Genomic DNA, 16,930 nt, shown 5'->3' with positions numbered 1-16,930 from the left:
CTGCTGTTCCGGCCCCAGTCGGCTCTTGTCCACGGGCACACGGGAGCGTAATCGATTAGTCACAAACCCGTTGCCCCGGCAGCGGTCTCGCACACCGACACCACTCTCGTCCGACCCGGCGGTGAAAGCCGCCCAAAGCACGGTTGTAATGTTCCGCCGCCACGACGACGCTACAGGCGACGTAAGGCTCCTCAGGCCATTCCCATGGCGCTGAGCGACTACGCGGGTACATGAAGGAGACGATCGGCTCCGCTCCGCATACACCCCGTGGACACAACGTCATTTACTCCGCAATAGTTACTTATATTGCGCATACCGACATTAATGCTTCCTTATCGCCCTACCTACGCTCTAACCTGCTCTTCCAAGACAGGGGGCGCCACGAAGCGCCAAGAGAGATATGCGAGGAGGGTCGTGACAATGCGCAGCACCGAATGGAACTGACGAACCTTTTGGTCATCAAGCAACCACGACCCGTTTCGATATCCGAGGAGGCGGCAAAATGCGTAGCACCGAATGGAACTGAGAGTTCTCATATTTCCGGCGAAGGGGTAGGCTGCCGCTCATCGCATTCCGACGGTGAGCGGCGGGTGATGCCGGTTGAGCCGAACAGCGGACGGCCGACAAGCCGTCGAGCCCATGCTGCGCGTGATCGTGTCCGTCTTGAGCGTGTGCGCGACGTTCGTCGCGCTCGCCGCACTGATCGCCGTCTGGGCAGAGCCACCGGACTCCGTACGTGACCTCGTCACCGTCACGGCCCTGGTGGTGACGGTCGCCCTGGCCACAGTCATCAAGACGCCGGTGCGAATCCGGTCGACCACAGTGGCCTTCGCCTGGGTCGAGACTGCGATCGTCGTCGGTCTCGCCGTCGCGCCGGCCTCCTGGCTGATCCTGGCAACCGGCATCGGCGTAGCCTGCGGCTCGGTCACGCGACTCGCGCCCATCAAGACCGCATTCGGCGTCGCGAAGCACACGTTGGTTGCCGGGGGCAGCGCTCTCGTCATCCTGCTGCTCGGCAACGCGTGGCCGCCCCGCGAGCCGCTCCAGATCGTCCTGCTGCTCGGAGTCGTCTACCTCGTCGCGGCCGTGCTCGACGACCTACTCGCGATTCCGGTCATCGCGCTCGCGTCCGGCACGCCCATCGTGCGGCAGTTCCGCACCGACCTCGACCTGCGGGTGGCCGGCTTCGCGGTCCGCTTCCTGGTGGCCGCCTGCACCGTACTCATCCTGCGGGCCGATCCCCGGCTGCTGCTCGCCGTGCCGGCACTGGTGCTCAGCCTCCACCTGGCCTATTCCACGCGGATCCGCACCCGCACCGAGCAGCAGGCGTGGCAACGACTCGCCCGCGCCACCGACGCGCTCAACGTGGTCGACCTCGACCAGGTGCTGACCACCGCAGTCACCGAAGCCAGCGAACTCTTCTCCGCCGACGAGATCGAGATCGAACTGCGCGACGGCGGACGCACCGTCCGCGGCAACGCCGCAGGCATCGCGTACGACGGAACGTCGCCCCAGCCCAGCGACATCGACGGCCGGGTCATGCCGGTCGCGCTGGAAGGCCACAACCGCACCGACGACCTCGGCGTGCTGCGGCTACGGTTCGCCGGTCCGGTCGAACTCTCCGAGCGCGAGCAGTACACCCTGCGTACCTTCGCCTCCGCCCTGTGCACCGCGGTCCGCAACGCCCAAGCGTACGCCGAACTCGCCCGCATCGCCGAGGACCACGCCTACGCCGCCACCCACGACGCCCTCACCGACCTGTCCAACCGGCGCCACCTGCTGGACGAGGGCAGCGCCCAGCTCACCACCCGGCACGCCGACGGCGTCACCGCGCTGGTGCTGATCGACCTCAACCACTTCAAGGAAGTGAACGACACCCTCGGCCACGGCGCCGGTGACCAGGTGCTGATCCAGGTCGCCGAGCGGCTGCGCGACGCCGCCCGCCCCGACGACCTGGTCGCCCGGCTCGGCGGGGACGAGTTCGCCGTGCTGCTGCGCGGCCTGCCCGCCCCGGCCGTCGCCTCCCACCGCGCCGAGGCCCTGCTCAACGCCCTGCACGACCCGCTCGACGTGGACGGCATGCGGATCAGCGTGGAAGCCAGCGGCGGCATCGCCGTCGCCCCCGCCACCGGCGGGATGCCCGAGCTGCTTCGCCGCGCCGACGTGGCCATGTACCAGGCCAAACGCGCCGGCCAACGACTCGCCACCTACGCCCCCGCCCGCGACACCGCAGACCTCAGCCGGCTCACCCTCGGCGGGGAACTGCCCCGCGCCGTCGCCGACCACGAGTTCACAGTCAACTTCCAGCCCATCGTCGACCTCGCCGGCGGCGAGGTGATCGGCGCGGAGGCCCTCGCCCGCTGGCACCACCCCACCCACGGGCTCATCGACCCACTGCGCTTCCTCGAAGCGGTGGAACGCTCCGGCCTGCTGCCCGCGTTCGCCGAGGCGATCCTCGACCAGGCGCTCATCGCCGCCGGCTCCTGGCGCGACGCCGGCTTCGACCTGCCCGTCTCGGTCAACGTGTCACCCCGCAGCCTGCTCGACGCCCGCTTCCCCGGCGCGGTCCTGGCCCGGCTGCGCGCCCACGACCTCCCGCCGGACCGGCTCGTGCTGGAACTCACCGAGACGCTCACGCTCAGCCAGCTCGACGTCGTCGACCGCGTCCTCAGCCGCCTGCGCGACTCCGGCGTCCGCCTGGCGCTCGACGACTTCGGCACCGGATATTCGTCGCTCTCCCTGCTCTCCCGCATCCCCGTACACGAACTGAAGATCGACCGCAGCTTCGTCACCGCCATGGAGACCGCGCCCGAGGCCGCCGCCGTCATCCGCTCCACCCTCGACCTCGGCCGCAGCCTCAACCTCACAGTCGTCGCCGAGGGCGTGGAGAGCGAACCCCAGCGCCGCGCCCTCTGGGAACTCGGCTGCGCCGCCGGCCAGGGCCACCTGTTCGCCCGGCCACTGCCCGCCGCCGCGCTGCTCGCCAGCCTCCAGCGCGGCCACGGCGGCCGCACCGGCGCGCTCGCCCCGGCACTGCACGACGCGGGCGCCGTGATCCGCCTCCCCGGACGCCGCGCCGGCGGCGCCCGCACCCGCCCCAACCCGTCCGCCGCCGGCGACTCCCGGCAACCCTGACCCCGCCGGGCCACCGCGCCGGTCTGCCAGACTGGCCCGCGTGACCGCCCACGCCGACCCCGCAACCACCGTCTCCCGCCGCTGGTCGGCACTCGACACCGCAGCCGGTGGTCTCGCCCTCGACCTGGGCCTCTACGCCGCCGCCGCCGTCTTCGCCGCGGTCACCGCCGCCACCTCCACACTGCCGCCGCACCGCGCCTGGGGCGCCGTCGCCACCATCGGGTACGCGCTCGCCACCCTCGCCGCGACCACGCAACTGCTCGCCCGCCACCGCGCCCCCGGAACACCCCTGGCCGCGCTGCCCGCACGCTGGACGGTCACCGGAATCACCTGGGCCACCACCGCGCTGCTGCCGATCGTCACGCAGAGCCTCGAACGGGCCGGCGGGCGTACCGACCGCGCCCAGGAGGAGGTGATCGTGGTCGAACACGCCGGCGCCCGCCTCGCCGAGCACGGCACCCCCTACCTCGGTCCCGACGCCATCGCCGCGCTGCCCCCCGGCGAACAACTCCTCGGCTACACCCCCTACCAGCCCGGCATGGCCCTGTTCGGGCTGCCCCGCGCCGCGGTGGACGCCTGGTGGACCGACGCCCGCGTCTGGTTCGCCGTCGTCACCGCGCTCACAGTGATCGCCCTCGTCGCCACACTGCGCGCAAGCGGCGGCCCGGCCGCGCCCCGCCGCGACGCCGCCGTACTGCGCGCCGTTCAAGCCGCCACCGTCCTGCCCGTCTGCGCGCTCACCCTCGCCACCGGCGGCGACGACCTGCCCGTACTCGCGCTCTGCCTGCTCGCCCTCGCACTCGCCGCCACCGGCCGACCCGGCCGCGCCGGTCTCGCCGTCGGCGCCGCCGGCGCGCTGAAACTCTTCGCCTGGCCGATCGCCCTCGTGCTGCTCTTCTGGGCCGCCACCCGCCGCGCCACCCTGCGCACCGCCCTCGGCGCCCTCGGCCTACCAGTCCTCGCACTGATCCCGGTGCTGCTCGTCGACCGCGAAGCCCTCGTCGAGAACGTGCTGCGCTTCCCCCTCGGCCACGGCCTGGTCACCAGCCCCGCCCAGTCACCCTTCCCCGGCCACCTGATCGCCGAGACGCTCCCGGCCGGCCGGGCGGTCGCCGCCGCGCTGCTCGTCGCCGCCGGAGGAGCCATCGCCGTCCGGCTGCTGCGCCGCCCGCCGCGCACCGCCGCCGCCACCACGATCATCTGCGGGTACGGGCTGCTCGCCGCGATCCTGCTCATGCCCTCCACCCGCTTCGGCTACCTGCTCTACCCGATCGCGCTGCTCGTGCTCGCCCCGGCGCTGACGCTCACCCGACCAGGCGACCCGACGGCATTCCCGGCAACCGCCCCGCGCGATCCGGCCGGAAGGCGTACACCTGAGGGATGACCACCTACCGCGACCGGGCCGAGGCGGGACGGCAACTCGCCGAACGTCTGACCGACCTCGCCGGCCGACCCGACGTCATAGTGCTCGGCCTGGTCCGCGGCGGAGTACCCGTCGCCCGGGTGATCGCCGACCGGCTCGGCGCCCCCCTCGACGTGCTGGTCGTCCGCAAGCTCGGCGTGCCCTGGGCGCCCGAGGTCGCGTACGGCGCGCTCGGCCCCGGCGGCGTGCAGATCCTCAACGAGATGGTCGCCGACCGGATCAGCGAGAACGACCGCGCCCAGGTCCGCCGCCGCGAACAGGCCGAACTGGAACGCCGCGAACAGCGCTACCGCGGCGGCCGCCCGCCACTGGACCTGACCGGACGCACCGCCGTCGTCGTGGACGACGGACTCGCCACCGGCGCCACCGCACGCGCCGCCGTCCAGGTCGCCCGCCACCTCGGCGCCGCCCGCGTCCTCGTCGCCGTCCCGGTCGGCTCCGAGCAGGCGTACGAGATGCTCGCGCCCGAAGCCGACACGGTCGTGAGCTGCCAACTCCCGCCCGACTTCGCCGCCGTCGGCGCGTACTACGAGGACTTCCACGAGGTCTCCGACGACGAGGTGACGCAGGCGCTGACCGCCACCGCGTGAAAACACCCGGTACCGTCGTTGTCATGCAGATGACCTGTCCCAAGTGCCGCGGAGAGATGCGCCAGTACGAGCGCAGCGGAGTAGTCATCGACCAGTGCGGCGAATGCCGGGGCATCTTCCTCGACCGCGGCGAGCTGGAAAAGCTGTTCGATGCCGAGGCCAACTGGAACCAGCAGCACGGCGGCGCCCGGCAGCCGGCGCCGTCCGGCGCCGGCTACCCGCCGCCTCCGCCGCCCCCGCCCGCCGCGCCGCACCAGCCCGGCTACGGCGCCGTCCCCCCGCCCCCTCCTCCGCCGCCGCCCGGCCACGGCTACGCCCAGCCCGCGTACGGCCACGGTCAGCAGCACTACGGCTACCACGGCCACTACCGCCGGAAGAAGAAGCACGGCTTCCTCGGCGAACTGTTCGACTGACCGCCGACGTCGCCCACGCCGGGCCGGTGCGCCGCATCGACCCGGCGTGCCCGTCGTCGTCTTTCTTCACCGTGCCGGGCGTGGCGCGCCGTGGCAGGCTGCACGGCATGAGCCCGATCCGGCAGCACGAAGCGCTGGCCCAGGCGTACGACGGCATCACCGCCGTGGTCACCCCGCTCGACGACGCCGCCCTGCAACGCCCCACCCGGTGCCGCGGCTGGCTCGTCGCAGACCTGCTCTTCCACGTGCTCTGCGACGCCCAGCGCGCGCTCGTCGCCCTGGCCAGCCCCGCACCCGGGCCGCCCGACGTGGACGACGTCAGCTACTGGCGCGCGTTCCCTCCCGGCGACGACGACGCGAGCGCCCGGCACGCCTGGTGGGCACGCCGCTCCGCCGTCGCCTTCGACCGGCCCACCGGCGTGGTCCGGCTCTGGTCCGACACCGCGCCCGCCGCCGTCCGCGCGGCCACCGCAATAGACCCCGACGGGTACGTGACCACCCAGGGTCACGTGCTGCGCGTACCCCATCTGCTCGCCACCCTGACCACCGAGGCGGTCATCCACCACCTCGACCTCGTGGTGGACCTGCCGGACGCGCCGCTGCCGGCGGCCGACCCGACGCGGGTCGCGGTGACCACCATGGACGGGCTGCTCAGCGACGAGGCGGTACGGCCGGCCGGCTGGGACGACCACGAGTACCTGCTGAAGGCCGCCGGCCGGGTGCCGCTGACCGACCGGGACCGGCTGGAGCTGGGCGAGGCCGCCGGCTGGTTCCCGCTGCTCGGCTGACGCCGCTCAGACGATCGCCATGTCCACGAAGCGCGACAGGTGCAACTGGGCGGCAACCGTCACCGTGTCGGTCGGCCCATTCCTGTGCTTGGCAACAATAAAATCCGCCTCGCCCGCGCGCGGCGACTCCTTGTCGTAGTAGTCGTCGCGGTGCAAAAGGATAACAACGTCCGCATCCTGCTCAATCGAGCCAGATTCACGCAAGTCTGACAATTGGGGGCGCTTGTCGGTGCGTTGCTCCGGGCCACGGTTCAGCTGACTCACCGCGATCACCGGGCACTCGACTTCCTTGGCCAGCAGCTTCAGGCCACGGGACAGGTCCGCGACCTCCTGCTGCCGGCTCTCGGTGCGCTTCGGTGAGGTCATCAGCTGGAGATAGTCGACCACGATCAGCTTCAGGTCGTGCTTCTGCTTGAGCCGCCGCGCCTTCGCCCGGATCTCCATCAGGTTCATGCTTGGTGTGTCGTCGACGAAGAGCGGTGCCTCGCTGATCTCGCCCATGCAGCGGGCCAGCTTGGTCCAGTCGTCGTCGGAGAGCTGCCCGCTGCGGAGCACGTGCAGCGGTACGCGCGCCTCGGCCGAGAGCAGTCGCATGACGATCTCGACCTTGCTCATTTCCAGCGAGAAGATCGCCGACGCCTGGTTGGCCCGGATTGCCGCATTTCGGGCAAAGTCCATAGATGCGGTTGATTTGCCCAAACCAGGCCTGCCGGCCACGATAATAAGTTGGCCGGCGTGCAGGCCGTTGAGCAGTCGGTCCAGGTCGGTGAAGCCGGTCGGCACACCGGTCATCACGCCGCCCTGGGCGCCGACCGCCTCGATCTCGTCGAGCGTGGGCTGCAGCATGTCGGCCAGGACCGCGAAGTCCTCGCTGACGCGCTTCTCGGTGATCTCGTAGACGGCCTGCTGGGCGAGGTCGACGATGTCGTCGACGTCGCGGCTGCCGCTCGGCCCGGTGCCGTAGCCGAGCTGCACGATCCGGGTGCCGGCCTCGACCAGGCGGCGGAGCACCGCCCGTTCCCCGACGATGCGGGCGTAGTAGGCGGCGTTCGCGGCGGTGGGCACGCTGGCGATGAGCGTGTGCAGGTAGGGCGCGCCGCCGATGCGGGCGAGGTCGCCGGAGTCGGCGAGCGCGGCGGCGACGGTGATCGGGTCGGCGGGTTCGCCGCGTCCGTAGATGTCGAGGATCGCGTCGAAGATGGTGGCGTGGACGGGGCGGTAGAAGTCGTTGGTCTTCAGGATCTCCACGACGTCCGCGATGGCGTCCTTGGACAGCAGCATGCCGCCGAGTACGCACTGCTCGGCGGCCACGTCCTGCGGTGGTGTCTTCTCGAACGGCGCGTCGCGCGGCGGCGGCGGCTCGGACGACGGTTGCCCCCCGGTCCGTTCCGTACGCGCCTCGTCGGTGACCGACACGGGTGCCCCCCTTGCTGCGTCGGATCGAGTCCAGCTCTATCGCTGGGGTGTGACAACTTCCGCCGACCCCTCCGGTCGATCGGGGGTCATCGCCCGGCGGTCGGGGGGACCACGATACGGAACCCGAGGTCAGCGACTCAACAAGGCCGGTGGATGAGCCTCGGGACAACCTGTGGACGCCTGGGGACCGGCATGTGCGCAGTGTGTGCACAGGGTGTGGAAAAGTGATGGGGAATTCCGGGCGTATCGCCTCTGACCTGCGCTTTTACTGTCCCCACCCTGTGGACGGAAGATTTCCGGCTGAGCTTTGTCGTCGTTCGTCCCGTACTATCGCTGCGAACGGCGACACCTGGGACAGCGGGTTTACTTTCGGGTTGAGAGAGGTCACGCTCCGGCCGTGAGACACCGGGACTGGGGAAGCGGGGAGGACAGCCCGCGCGAGCGACGGCCGAGCGGTTCCTGGGACGAGCCCGCCGGGCCGCGCCGGGCCGACTCGTACGCGCCGGAGAGCTACCGCACGCCGAGTCGGCGGCGGGCGATCGAGCGCGGCCAGGACGAGCCGGTGGACACCTACCTTCCCCGCTGGGCTCTGGAGTCCGGGGTGAGCCGCGCGGACGGTGGCGGGCGGCACGCGGCGCCCGACGACGACGAGATCGAGGTCGAGACGCCGTCGTCCGAGGGTGGCCGGCGCACGGAGGCGGGCCGCCGTCGGCGCGATCGGCCGGAGCCGCGGGCGATCGGTGCGGGTCCGTTGTCGGACCACACCGCCGAGTGGACGATGGACGCCCCCCAGGAGCGGGGGTATGTGGGGAACAGGCGTGCCGACTCGGACGACGAGCCGGTGTCGGGGGTGTCGCCGCGTAGTCGTCCCCGTCGCGCGGCGACCCGGCGTCCGCAGGTGATCTGGTCCGGGCTGCCGGATTCGGCGGGCTCGGGCGACGAGGAAGCCGCGCGGGACAGCGGGCGGCCGGGCGGGCGGCGTCGATCGGCGTCGGGTTCTTCCTGGCCGCCGCCGGTGGCGTCGGACTCCGCCTGGTCGCGTTCGGCGGTTGCGGGCTCGGACCGGTCCCGTCCGGCCGCGTCGGATGCCGACTGGCCCGCGTCGGCGGTGCCGGAGTTGCGGCGGCCGGCGTCGGAGTCGGAGTCGGGCTGGTCGCGGTCGGCGTCGTCGGGCCGGTCGGCTTCGGAGCCGGGCTGGTCGTCCTCGGCGGCTTCGGAGACGGGCTGGTCGCGGTCGGTGGCCCCGTCGGGTTCGGAGCAGTCCCGGCCGGCGGCGGATCCCTGGCAGCGGCGTCGGGCGGCCGACCGTGAGCCGCCGGAGCCGCCGCCTGCGGTCGACCCGTGGGACGCTTCGGGCGTGCACGCCTGGGGCCGGTCGGCGCCCGGTGGCCGCTGGGAGCAGGCGGAACGCCGGTGGGACCGCACGGAGCACACGGGCGAGTGGGACCGGTTCACCGACACCGGTTATCTGGAGCCGGTGCGCGACGAGGTCGATCCGTGGGATCGCACGGCTCCGCCGGTGCGGGAGGGATGGGCGTCACCGGAGCGGGCCGAGGCGTTCTGGTCGGGTACCCGGCTGGCCGGGGACGATCCGCGGTGGATGGAGACACCGCCGTCGGCGCCGAGGTCACCGGCGGTGGCGTACTCGGCTCCGCGTCCGCGTGCCGTGCCGCGCGGTCGGCCGGTGACGCCGGCCGGGTCGACGCTGCGCCGGCGGGTGGAGACGATCGGTGGCGGCTCGTGGGGCCGGCGGCTGGAAGACGACCTGCTGGATCCGGATCCGGGCGGTCCGCTGCGGCCTCTGGTCTACACGGTGGCCTGCTATCTGGTCCCGGCCGTGCTGCTACTCGTCGGTCTGCTGTTCCTGAGCGGTCAGCCGCCGGAGGGTTGCGTCACCGACATCACCGGTGGCGGCTGCGACTCGCCGCGTACGCATGCCCTGGATTCGCTGGTGTCGGCGGCGCCGCGGTTCGGTTTGGCGTTGGTGAGCAGCCTGGTGGTGGCGGTGCTGCTACGGCAGGTCGGGACGACCTGGCGGGCGGCGACGGTGGCGCTGGCGGCTGCCGTGGTGGGCGGTGGTCTGTCGACCGTGGTGATCAGCGCGGTGACCGGCAACCCCCTCGGCTGAGACCCGGGGGTGCGGCCGGGGCCGTGGTGACGGAGATGCGGAAGGGCCCGCACCGGTGTCCGGTGCGGGCCCTTCGCGTCGTGCTACGGGTGTCAGCCCTTGACCACGTTCAGGTCGAACTTGGCGGTCACCTCGGGGTGCAGCCGGATGCTGACCGGGTAGGAGCCGAGCGCCTTGATGTGGCCGGGCAGCTCCAGCCGGCGGCGGTCCAGGGTCGGGCCGCCGGCGGCCTTGACGGCGTCGACGATCTCGGCCGGGGTGACCGAGCCGAAGAGCCTGCCGCCGTCGCCGGCGCGGGCCTTCAGGTTGACCTTCAGACCCTCGATCTGGGTCTTGACCTCGGTGGCGTGGCCCAGGTCGCGGATCTCGCGGGCCGAGCGGGCCCGCTTGATGACCGTGACCTGCTTCTCCGCGCCCTTGGTCCAGGCGATCGCGAAGCCCTGCGGCAGCAGGTAGTTACGGCCGAAGCCGTCCTTCACCTCGACGATGTCGCCCGGAGAGCCGAGGCCGGACACCTCCTGAGTGAGGATGATCTTCATGTCCGTGCCTCCTCTCAGCGGGCCGTGGCCGTGTACGGCAGGAGCGCCATCTCGCGGGCGTTCTTGACCGCACGGGCGATCTGCCGCTGCTGCTGCGAGGTCACGCCGGTCACCCGCCGAGCGCGGATCTTGCCGCGGTCGGAGATGAACTTGCGCAGCAGCGCGGTGTCCTTGTAGTCGATGTAGGTGATCCCGTCCTTGTCGAGCGGGTTCACCTTCTTCTTCGGCTTGCGAAGTGCCGCAGCCTTAGCCATTGCTCGTGCTCCTGGTTTGCGATCGCGGGCGCTCGGCGCCATTAGAACGGAGGCTCCTCGTCGAAGTTTCCGCCCGAACCACCGCGGGAGGGGGCGGGGGCAGCAGAGGCCCAGGGGTCGTCGAAGTTGCCTCCGCCGCCACCCTGGCCGCCACCACCACCGAAGCCGCCGCCACCGCCGCCGGAGCGGGACATCTTCTGCACCTTCGCCGTGGCGTAGCGCAGCGACGGGCCGATCTCGTCGACCTCCAGCTCGATGACGGTGCGCTTCTCACCCTCACGGGTCTCGTACGACCGCTGACGCAGCCGGCCGGACACGATCACCCGAGCGCCACGCTGCAGCGACTCGGCGACGTTCTCGGCGGCCTGGCGCCAGACCGTGCACGAGAGGAACAGCGGCTCGCCGTCCTTCCACTCGCCGGAGGCCTTGTCCATGAAGCGGGGCGTCGAAGCGACCCGGAACTTGGCGACCGCCGCGCCGGAGGGGGTGAAACGCAACTCGGGGTCATCGGTCAGGTTGCCGATGACCGTGATGGTGGTGTCTCCTGCCATGACCATCTCCTCGCGCACTCATCTTTGTGCGGTACAGGCTCTCAGAGCCGTACGACAGCGTGGATGAGGCTTGATCCGGACGTGCCGGGACTAGATGCTCAGCGCATCTCCGGACGGATGACCTTGGTGCGCAGCACCGACTCGTTGAGTCGGAGCTGACGGTCCAGCTCGCCAACGGCCTCCGGCGTCGCCTGGAGGTCGATGACGGCGTAGATGCCCTCGGCCTTCTTGTTGATCTCGTACGCGAGGCGCCGGCGGCCCCACACGTCGGTCTTCTCCACCGAGCCACCCGCGGTCCGGATCACGTTCAGGTACGTGTCGAGCGACGGGGCGACGGTGCGCTCCTCGAGGCTGGGGTCGAGGATCACCATGACTTCGTAATGACGCAAGACGTGCTCACCTCCTGTGGGCTAAGCGGCCACGGTCCTTCCGTGGCAGGAGGTCGTGCGTCGTTGCCGTGACCGGTTCCGGGGGAACCCGGCTGGACACGGACAACCGGACCAGGATAGCCGGTGCGGACGATCATGGACGGACCGGTCGGCCGGCACGGCCCGGACGCGGCGACAGGGGCCCACCTTCGGCCTCGAGAGCCGGCAGGTGGACCCCTGTCCACGGGACCGCGGGGCGTCCCGTCCGCATTCCTTGGGTGGGACCTGGGGAGGAACGACCACACCGATGAGGTTGGATCGAAGACGCCCCGCGGAGCTTTATCGTGTTGTCACCTGTGCTGACCATACAATGGCTCTCGTCACCACTTGGGGTAAATTGAGGATTTAGTCCGGACTCCCATTTGGTGTGCCGGGATTCCTGATGGATCCCGCCCCGTCGTGCCGGGCCGCACGCCGGGGCGTCCCGTCACCGGGCGTCGGCCCCCTCACCCGTACGTGCTGTGGACCACGTCCGGGCGGAGCGTCGACCATCGATCCCACCTCGGACAACGACCACCGGGCCGGGTGGTGACGCCTCCGACCCGCCGGGCGTCTCCGGCGAGCGCGGCGACCGTCGCAGGCGCGACGTAGGCTGCCCTGCATGCGAATCGGAGCCCACGTCGATCCGACCGACCCGCTGGCCGAGGCGGCCGCCCGGCAGGCCGAGGCGGTGCAGTTCTTCCTGGCCGACCCGCAGGGCTGGAAGGCCCCGAAGCCGCGCGAGGACGCCGAGCGCCTGCGCGCCGCCGACGTCGACCTCTACGTGCACGCGCCGTACGTGATCAACGTGGCCACGCTCAACAACCGGATCCGCATCCCCAGCCGCAAGCTGCTGCTCGCCCACGCCAACGCCGCGGCGGCCGTCGGCGCAAAGGGCCTGATCGTGCACGGCGGCCACGTCAACGCCGGCCAGGACGTCGCCGTCGGCTTCGACAACTGGCGCAAGACCTTCGCGTACGCGGCGGAGTCCGGCGGATTCCCGCTCCCGGTGCTGATCGAGAACACCGCCGGTGGTGACAACGCCTGTGCCCGGCACCTCGACTCGCTGGCCCGGCTCTGGGACGCGCTCGGCGACCACGAGGTCGGCTTCTGCCTCGACACCTGCCACGCCCACGCGGGCGGCGAGGAGCTGCTGGGCCTGGTCGACCGGGTGAAGGCGATCACCGGCCGGATCGACCTGATCCACGCGAACAACTCGAAGGGCGCCTTCAACTCCGGTCAGGACCGGCACGACAACCTCACCGGCGGCACCATCGACCCGGAGCTGCTGGTGGCGGTGATCCGCGCGGCAGGCGCGCCGGTGATCGTGGAGACCCCCGGCGGCGTCGAGGGCCAGGCCGCCGACATCGCGTTCCTGCGCGGGCAGTTGGGTGCGGCGGAGTGACCGCCGAGAAGTCCGGCACGACCGGCCGCCGGTCCGGCGCCGAGACCCGGGCGGACGGGACCGGCGCGAAGAACCCGCCGGACGACGCGGCCGGGGCCGGGCCGGGGAGCGGCTCGCCCGACGAGCGCGCGTCCGGCGCGGACAGCTCCGGCGAGGACGACACCGCGGGCACGGTGACGAGTGCCGGCAAGGCGAAGCGGACCCGCAAGGCTCGCCGCACCGGCGCGGCGAAGGCGGCAGGCGCGGCGAGCACCGCCGACAAGACGAGCACCGCCGACAAGACGAGCACCGCCGACAAGGCGGGTGCCGGCACCGACAAGGCGGAGGCCGGCACCGAAGCCGGGACCGAGGCCGAGGCCCGGGACAGAGCGGACGCCGCCAAGAAGGACGGCGACGCCGCGGAGAAGAGCGACGCCGCGAAGCAGGACGGTACGGGCGACGACGAGCCGGCCGACCCGTGGTCCGCGTTCGGTCCGGCGCCCGAGCCGGTGCTCGGCCGCCCCCGCCGGGCCGTCCGCGCCGTGGGCCGGTTCCTGGTGCACGAGTGGACGCTCGCCGTCGTCGCCGCGCTGGCGCTGGCGGCGGCGATGACCTGGCCCACGCTGCGCTATCCGCGGCACACGCTGCCGCAGGACTACTGGGACCCGAGCCTGCAGGCGTGGCAGATGGCATGGTCCGGCCACATCCTGCGGACGAACCCGGCGCAGCTGTGGCACTCGAACACGTTCTATCCGGAGAACTGGAGCTTCGCGTTCTCCGACACGCTCCTCGGGTACGCCCCGGCCGGCCTGATCGGGGTCGGCCCGGAGCACGCCGTGCTGCGCTACAACATCATGTTCGTGCTGGCGCACGCGCTCGCCGCGTTCGGCGCGTACGCGCTGGCCCGGCAGCTCGGCGCGGGCCGGATCGGCGGCGCGGTGGCCGGGGCGAGCTTCGCCTACGCGCCGTGGCTGCTGGCCCAGGCCGGCCACCTGCACATCATCTCCAACGGCGGCATCCCGTTGGCGCTGGCCATGCTGGCCCGGGGGCACGGCTGGTCACTGCGGTACGGGTACCGGCCGCGCCGCCGGCACGCGGGCTGGGCGTTCGCCGGGTGGCTGGTGGCCGCGTGGCAGCTCAGTCTCGGCTTCGGCATCGGGCTGCCGTTCGCGTACATGCTGGCCGGAGTGGTCCTGGTCTCGGTGGTGCTGTGGTTCGTGCGGCGGCGCAAGGTGAAGCGTCCGTTCGGCCGGCGGCTGTTCCTGGCCGACGTGCTGGGCGGCCTCGTCTTCGCGGCGGTGGGCGCGGCGCTGGCGGTGCCGTACTTCAAGGTCGCCGAGCTGCACCCGAACGCGGAGCGCACGATCGGCGACATCGGTCTCTACTCGCCGCCGGCGAGCGGGTTCTTCACCGCGCCGGCCGAGTCCCGCATCTGGGGTGGTCTGCACGAGGGTGCCCGGGCCGTGCTGCCCTGGCATCCGGAGATGACGTTGTTGCCGGGCTTCGTGCTCTACGCGCTCGCCGCCGGGGGGCTGTTCTTCTCGGTGTGGCGGGTCCGGCACCGGATCTTCCTGCTCGCCGGGGTGCTGGTGACGATGGCGCTGGCGATGGGCACCCGGTTCTTCGGCGGCCGGTTCACCTACGTGCCGCTCTTCGACTACCTGCCGGGCTGGAGCGGGCTGCGCACGCCGGGCCGGATGATGCTCTGGACCACGCTGCTGCTTGGCCTGCTCGCGGCGGGCGCGGTCACCGCGTTCTGCATGCGGGTACGCGAGCTGGCCGCCGAGCGGGTACCGCCGTGGCCGGGTCCGTGGCTGCGGCTGGCGACGCTGCTGCCGTTGGCTCTGGTGCTGGTGGAGGGGTTGAACGCCACGCCGCAGCCGGTGGTGCCGCGGCAGCCGGCGGCGCTGCGGACCGTGGACGGGCCGATGCTCGTGCTGCCGAGCAGTCAGAACCTGGATCAGCCGGTGATGCTCTGGTCCACCGACCGGTTCCAGCCGATGGTCAACGGCGGCAGCGGCTTCACGCCCCGGTCCCAGGCCCGGATCCGCGAGGCCACTGTCAGCTTCCCGGACTACGCGAGCGTCGACTACCTGCGGCAGATCGGCGTGAAGAACGTGGTGGTGTTGCGCGACGAGCTGGAGGGCACCCCGTGGGAGGGGATGCTGGACCGGCCGGTCGACGCGCTGGGCGTGGCCCGGGAGCAGGTCGGCGAGGCGGTCGTGTTCCGGCTGTAGACCGGAACACGACCGTCTCGGTCACACCGGCACGGGTTCGGCGGCGCGCGCCCGCCAGCGCTGGTGCCAGGGCGCGTCGGGCGCGCCGTCGAGGACCCCGCCGTCGGGGTCGTCGGCGTAGGTCTGCCGGACCGCGTCGAGTTCGGGCCGCACGATGTCCCGGATGACGAACCCGCAGAGCACCGCCACGGTGATCAGGCGCAGGCTCGACGCCAGCACGAAGACGCCCTCGGGGAAGACGGGCCGGGACATGGCCGTGCCGAGCAGTTCGCCGTAGAACGCGGCGAAGTAGCCGACCTCGGCGATCTGCCAGGCGAGGAACGCGCCCCAGCGCGGCCGGGCGAGCACCGCGAGCGGCAGCAGCCAGAGCACGAACTGCTGGGACCAGACCTTGCTGAAGATGAGGAACGCGGCGACCACCAGGAAGGCGAGCTGGGCCAGCCGGGGCCGGCGCGGCGCCAGCAGCGCCAGCCCGGCCACGCCGAGGCAGGCCAGCCCGAAGAGCAGGTACGACACCCAGTTGAGCGTGGGGATGTTGGCGTTGAGCCATTCGAACGGCCCGAGTTCGCCGGGTGCGGACGGGCTGATCCGGCCGTCCAGGTAGCGGCCGATGTACCAGAGCGTGCCCCAGTCGATGGGTCGTGTGGTGTTCAGGTCGAAGAAGCGTTCCCAGTTCTCCCGGTAGGGGATCGCCACGGGCAGGTTGACCGCCACGAGGGACACCAGTGCGGTGGCGGTGGCGACGAGCCCGGCGGCCAGTTTTCCGGCCCGTAGCGCGAGCACCAGGATCGGGCCGAGGAGGAACAGCGGCCACATCTTGGCCGCGCCGCCGAGTCCGATCAGGACGCCCGCCACCGCGGGCAGCAGCATCGCGTACCGGTCGGGGCGGGCGCGTGCCCAGGCCAGCAGGCCGAACGCGGCCAGGCCGATGGCGAGCAGGTCCCAGTTGACGGTGGCGGTGAGCACCAGGGCCGGGGAGAGCGCGAACAACGCGGCGTCCCAGGGTCGTCGGCGGCGCAGGCTGAGGATGACCGCGACGGTGGCGACGGCGAGCGCGCCGAGCACCAGCGCGTTGAGGTTGTAGAACCACTGTCCCTGGTTGATGGCGGGGTTGTCGACGCCGAGGGCGTGCACCGGCAGGCCGAGCGCGCCCATGAAGTAGCCGGTCAGCACCGGGTACTCCACCGGGTGGTCGGCGTAGGGCACCTTGCCCTCGTTGAGCCCTTCGGCGTAGTAGAGCGCCAGCACGTCGGTGTAGCACATGCGGGTGTACTGGATGTTGTTCTGCCACGCGCCGTCCTGGCAGGGGGATTTCTGCACCCAGTGCAGTGCCAGCGTCAGGCAGACCAGCGCCAGCACGATCCGGCTGGCGGTCCAGAACCGGCTCTCGCGGTCGGCCGGCCGGTCCAGGGCGGCGGCGTGGTCGCCGAGCGGCCCCCCGATCAGGCCGGAGGCGCCGCGGACGAACCAGTCCGAGCGGGACGGGTGGTCAATCGTCTCTGCCGATCGCGGCGCCGCCTCGGACGCGCCGGGCTCATCGATGCCTGCGGGCGACTGGGTGCTCATGGAGAGGCATCCTGCCGTACACAGGGGGTCGCCGTCCCGTCGCGCGCGGAGAAATTCCGGTACGCGAAACGCCGGCGGCGGCCGGACCGCTCGGGTCCG

14 protein-coding genes are annotated in these 16,930 nt (G+C 71.9%); 8 read left to right on the top strand and 6 right to left on the bottom strand.

Annotated elements, in window-relative coordinates:
• The first annotated feature begins 663 nt into the window (after positions 1-663).
• The 5 genes from O7542_RS26295 (at position 664) to O7542_RS26275 (ending at position 6,349) form a co-directional block, all read left to right on the top strand.
• A complete protein-coding gene (locus O7542_RS26295; RefSeq protein WP_281606508.1) occupies positions 664-3,135 on the top strand; it encodes a bifunctional diguanylate cyclase/phosphodiesterase in 2,472 nt (823 codons plus the stop codon).
• 40 nt (positions 3,136-3,175) lie between these two features.
• Positions 3,176-4,519: a glycosyltransferase 87 family protein gene (locus O7542_RS26290; RefSeq protein WP_064448067.1), complete on the top strand. Its 1,344-nt coding sequence runs from the start codon at positions 3,176-3,178 to the stop codon at positions 4,517-4,519.
• On the top strand, positions 4,516-5,148 hold the full coding sequence (locus O7542_RS26285; RefSeq protein ID WP_281605353.1) for a phosphoribosyltransferase: 633 nt from the start codon (positions 4,516-4,518) through the stop codon (positions 5,146-5,148). Before O7542_RS26290 ends, O7542_RS26285 begins: the two co-directional genes overlap by 4 nt.
• A gap of 23 nt (positions 5,149-5,171) precedes the next feature.
• Positions 5,172-5,561 (top strand): zf-TFIIB domain-containing protein, encoded by a 390-nt coding sequence (locus O7542_RS26280; RefSeq protein WP_064448065.1) that lies wholly within the window; start codon positions 5,172-5,174, stop codon positions 5,559-5,561.
• 107 nt (positions 5,562-5,668) lie between these two features.
• The gene (locus O7542_RS26275) at positions 5,669-6,349 is read left to right on the top strand and encodes a maleylpyruvate isomerase N-terminal domain-containing protein (protein ID WP_043330810.1); all 681 of its coding nucleotides are present in this window, start codon (positions 5,669-5,671) and stop codon (positions 6,347-6,349) included.
• Positions 6,350-6,355: 6 nt separating this feature from the next.
• Here the strand turns inward: O7542_RS26275 and dnaB are convergent, their stop codons facing one another.
• Positions 6,356-7,765, bottom strand: a complete 1,410-nt coding sequence (gene dnaB, locus O7542_RS26270) for a replicative DNA helicase (RefSeq protein ID WP_043327703.1) — start codon at positions 7,763-7,765, stop codon at positions 6,356-6,358.
• 397 nt (positions 7,766-8,162) lie between these two features.
• Between dnaB and O7542_RS26265 the strand changes: the two genes are divergently transcribed.
• Positions 8,163-9,893 (top strand): hypothetical protein, encoded by a 1,731-nt coding sequence (locus tag O7542_RS26265; RefSeq protein WP_166456794.1) that lies wholly within the window; start codon positions 8,163-8,165, stop codon positions 9,891-9,893.
• A gap of 92 nt (positions 9,894-9,985) precedes the next feature.
• Here O7542_RS26265 and rplI read toward each other — a convergent pair whose 3' ends face one another.
• The 4 genes from rplI to rpsF form a co-directional block, all read right to left on the bottom strand.
• A complete protein-coding gene (rplI, locus tag O7542_RS26260) occupies positions 9,986-10,432 on the bottom strand; it encodes a 50S ribosomal protein L9 (protein ID WP_013289354.1) in 447 nt (148 codons plus the stop codon).
• 14 nt (positions 10,433-10,446) lie between these two features.
• On the bottom strand, positions 10,447-10,686 hold the full coding sequence (gene rpsR, locus O7542_RS26255) for a 30S ribosomal protein S18 (RefSeq protein ID WP_007073789.1): 240 nt from the start codon (positions 10,684-10,686) through the stop codon (positions 10,447-10,449).
• 41 nt (positions 10,687-10,727) lie between these two features.
• Entirely contained in the window at positions 10,728-11,255 is a 528-nt protein-coding gene (locus O7542_RS26250; RefSeq protein WP_018788497.1) for a single-stranded DNA-binding protein, read from the bottom strand.
• A gap of 80 nt (positions 11,256-11,335) precedes the next feature.
• Positions 11,336-11,626 carry a 30S ribosomal protein S6 gene (gene rpsF, locus O7542_RS26245; protein ID WP_013289357.1) on the bottom strand — a complete coding sequence of 97 codons (291 nt, stop codon included), beginning with the start codon at positions 11,624-11,626 and terminating at the stop codon, positions 11,336-11,338.
• Between the two features lie 640 nt (positions 11,627-12,266).
• Here rpsF and O7542_RS26240 point away from each other — a divergent pair.
• Together O7542_RS26240 and O7542_RS26235 are read left to right on the top strand one after the other, a co-directional pair.
• Positions 12,267-13,049 carry a deoxyribonuclease IV gene (locus O7542_RS26240; protein ID WP_113974487.1) on the top strand — a complete coding sequence of 261 codons (783 nt, stop codon included), beginning with the start codon at positions 12,267-12,269 and terminating at the stop codon, positions 13,047-13,049.
• Positions 13,046-15,265, top strand: coding sequence for a hypothetical protein (locus tag O7542_RS26235; protein WP_281605352.1), 2,220 nt, complete (start codon positions 13,046-13,048; stop codon positions 15,263-15,265). Before O7542_RS26240 ends, O7542_RS26235 begins: the two co-directional genes overlap by 4 nt.
• A gap of 21 nt (positions 15,266-15,286) precedes the next feature.
• Here the strand turns inward: O7542_RS26235 and O7542_RS26230 are convergent, their stop codons facing one another.
• Positions 15,287-16,831: a glycosyltransferase 87 family protein gene (locus O7542_RS26230; protein WP_281605351.1), complete on the bottom strand. Its 1,545-nt coding sequence runs from the start codon at positions 16,829-16,831 to the stop codon at positions 15,287-15,289.
• Positions 16,832-16,930: the final 99 nt, after the last annotated feature.

The sequence above is a fragment of the Micromonospora sp. WMMC264 genome (genome assembly GCF_027497275.1).
GTDB lineage: Bacteria > Actinomycetota > Actinomycetes > Mycobacteriales > Micromonosporaceae > Micromonospora > Micromonospora chalcea.
The sequence above is the reverse complement of the archived record's forward strand: the minus strand, read 5'-3'. Positions and strand labels throughout refer to the sequence as shown.

Bases quoted from the DNA above. Each gene is read 5' to 3' on its own strand.
- O7542_RS26285 (WP_281605353.1), top strand. From the start codon at position 4,516: ATGACCACCTACCGCGACCGGGCCGAGGCGGGACGGCAACTCGCCGAA.
- O7542_RS26280 (WP_064448065.1), top strand. From the start codon at position 5,172: ATGCAGATGACCTGTCCCAAGTGCCGCGGAGAGATGCGCCAGTACGAG.
- O7542_RS26275 (WP_043330810.1), top strand. From the start codon at position 5,669: ATGAGCCCGATCCGGCAGCACGAAGCGCTGGCCCAGGCGTACGACGGC.
- rplI (WP_013289354.1), bottom strand. From the start codon at position 10,432: ATGAAGATCATCCTCACTCAGGAGGTGTCCGGCCTCGGCTCTCCGGGC.
- rpsR (WP_007073789.1), bottom strand. From the start codon at position 10,686: ATGGCTAAGGCTGCGGCACTTCGCAAGCCGAAGAAGAAGGTGAACCCG.
- O7542_RS26240 (WP_113974487.1), top strand. From the start codon at position 12,267: ATGCGAATCGGAGCCCACGTCGATCCGACCGACCCGCTGGCCGAGGCG.
- O7542_RS26230 (WP_281605351.1), bottom strand. From the start codon at position 16,831: ATGAGCACCCAGTCGCCCGCAGGCATCGATGAGCCCGGCGCGTCCGAG.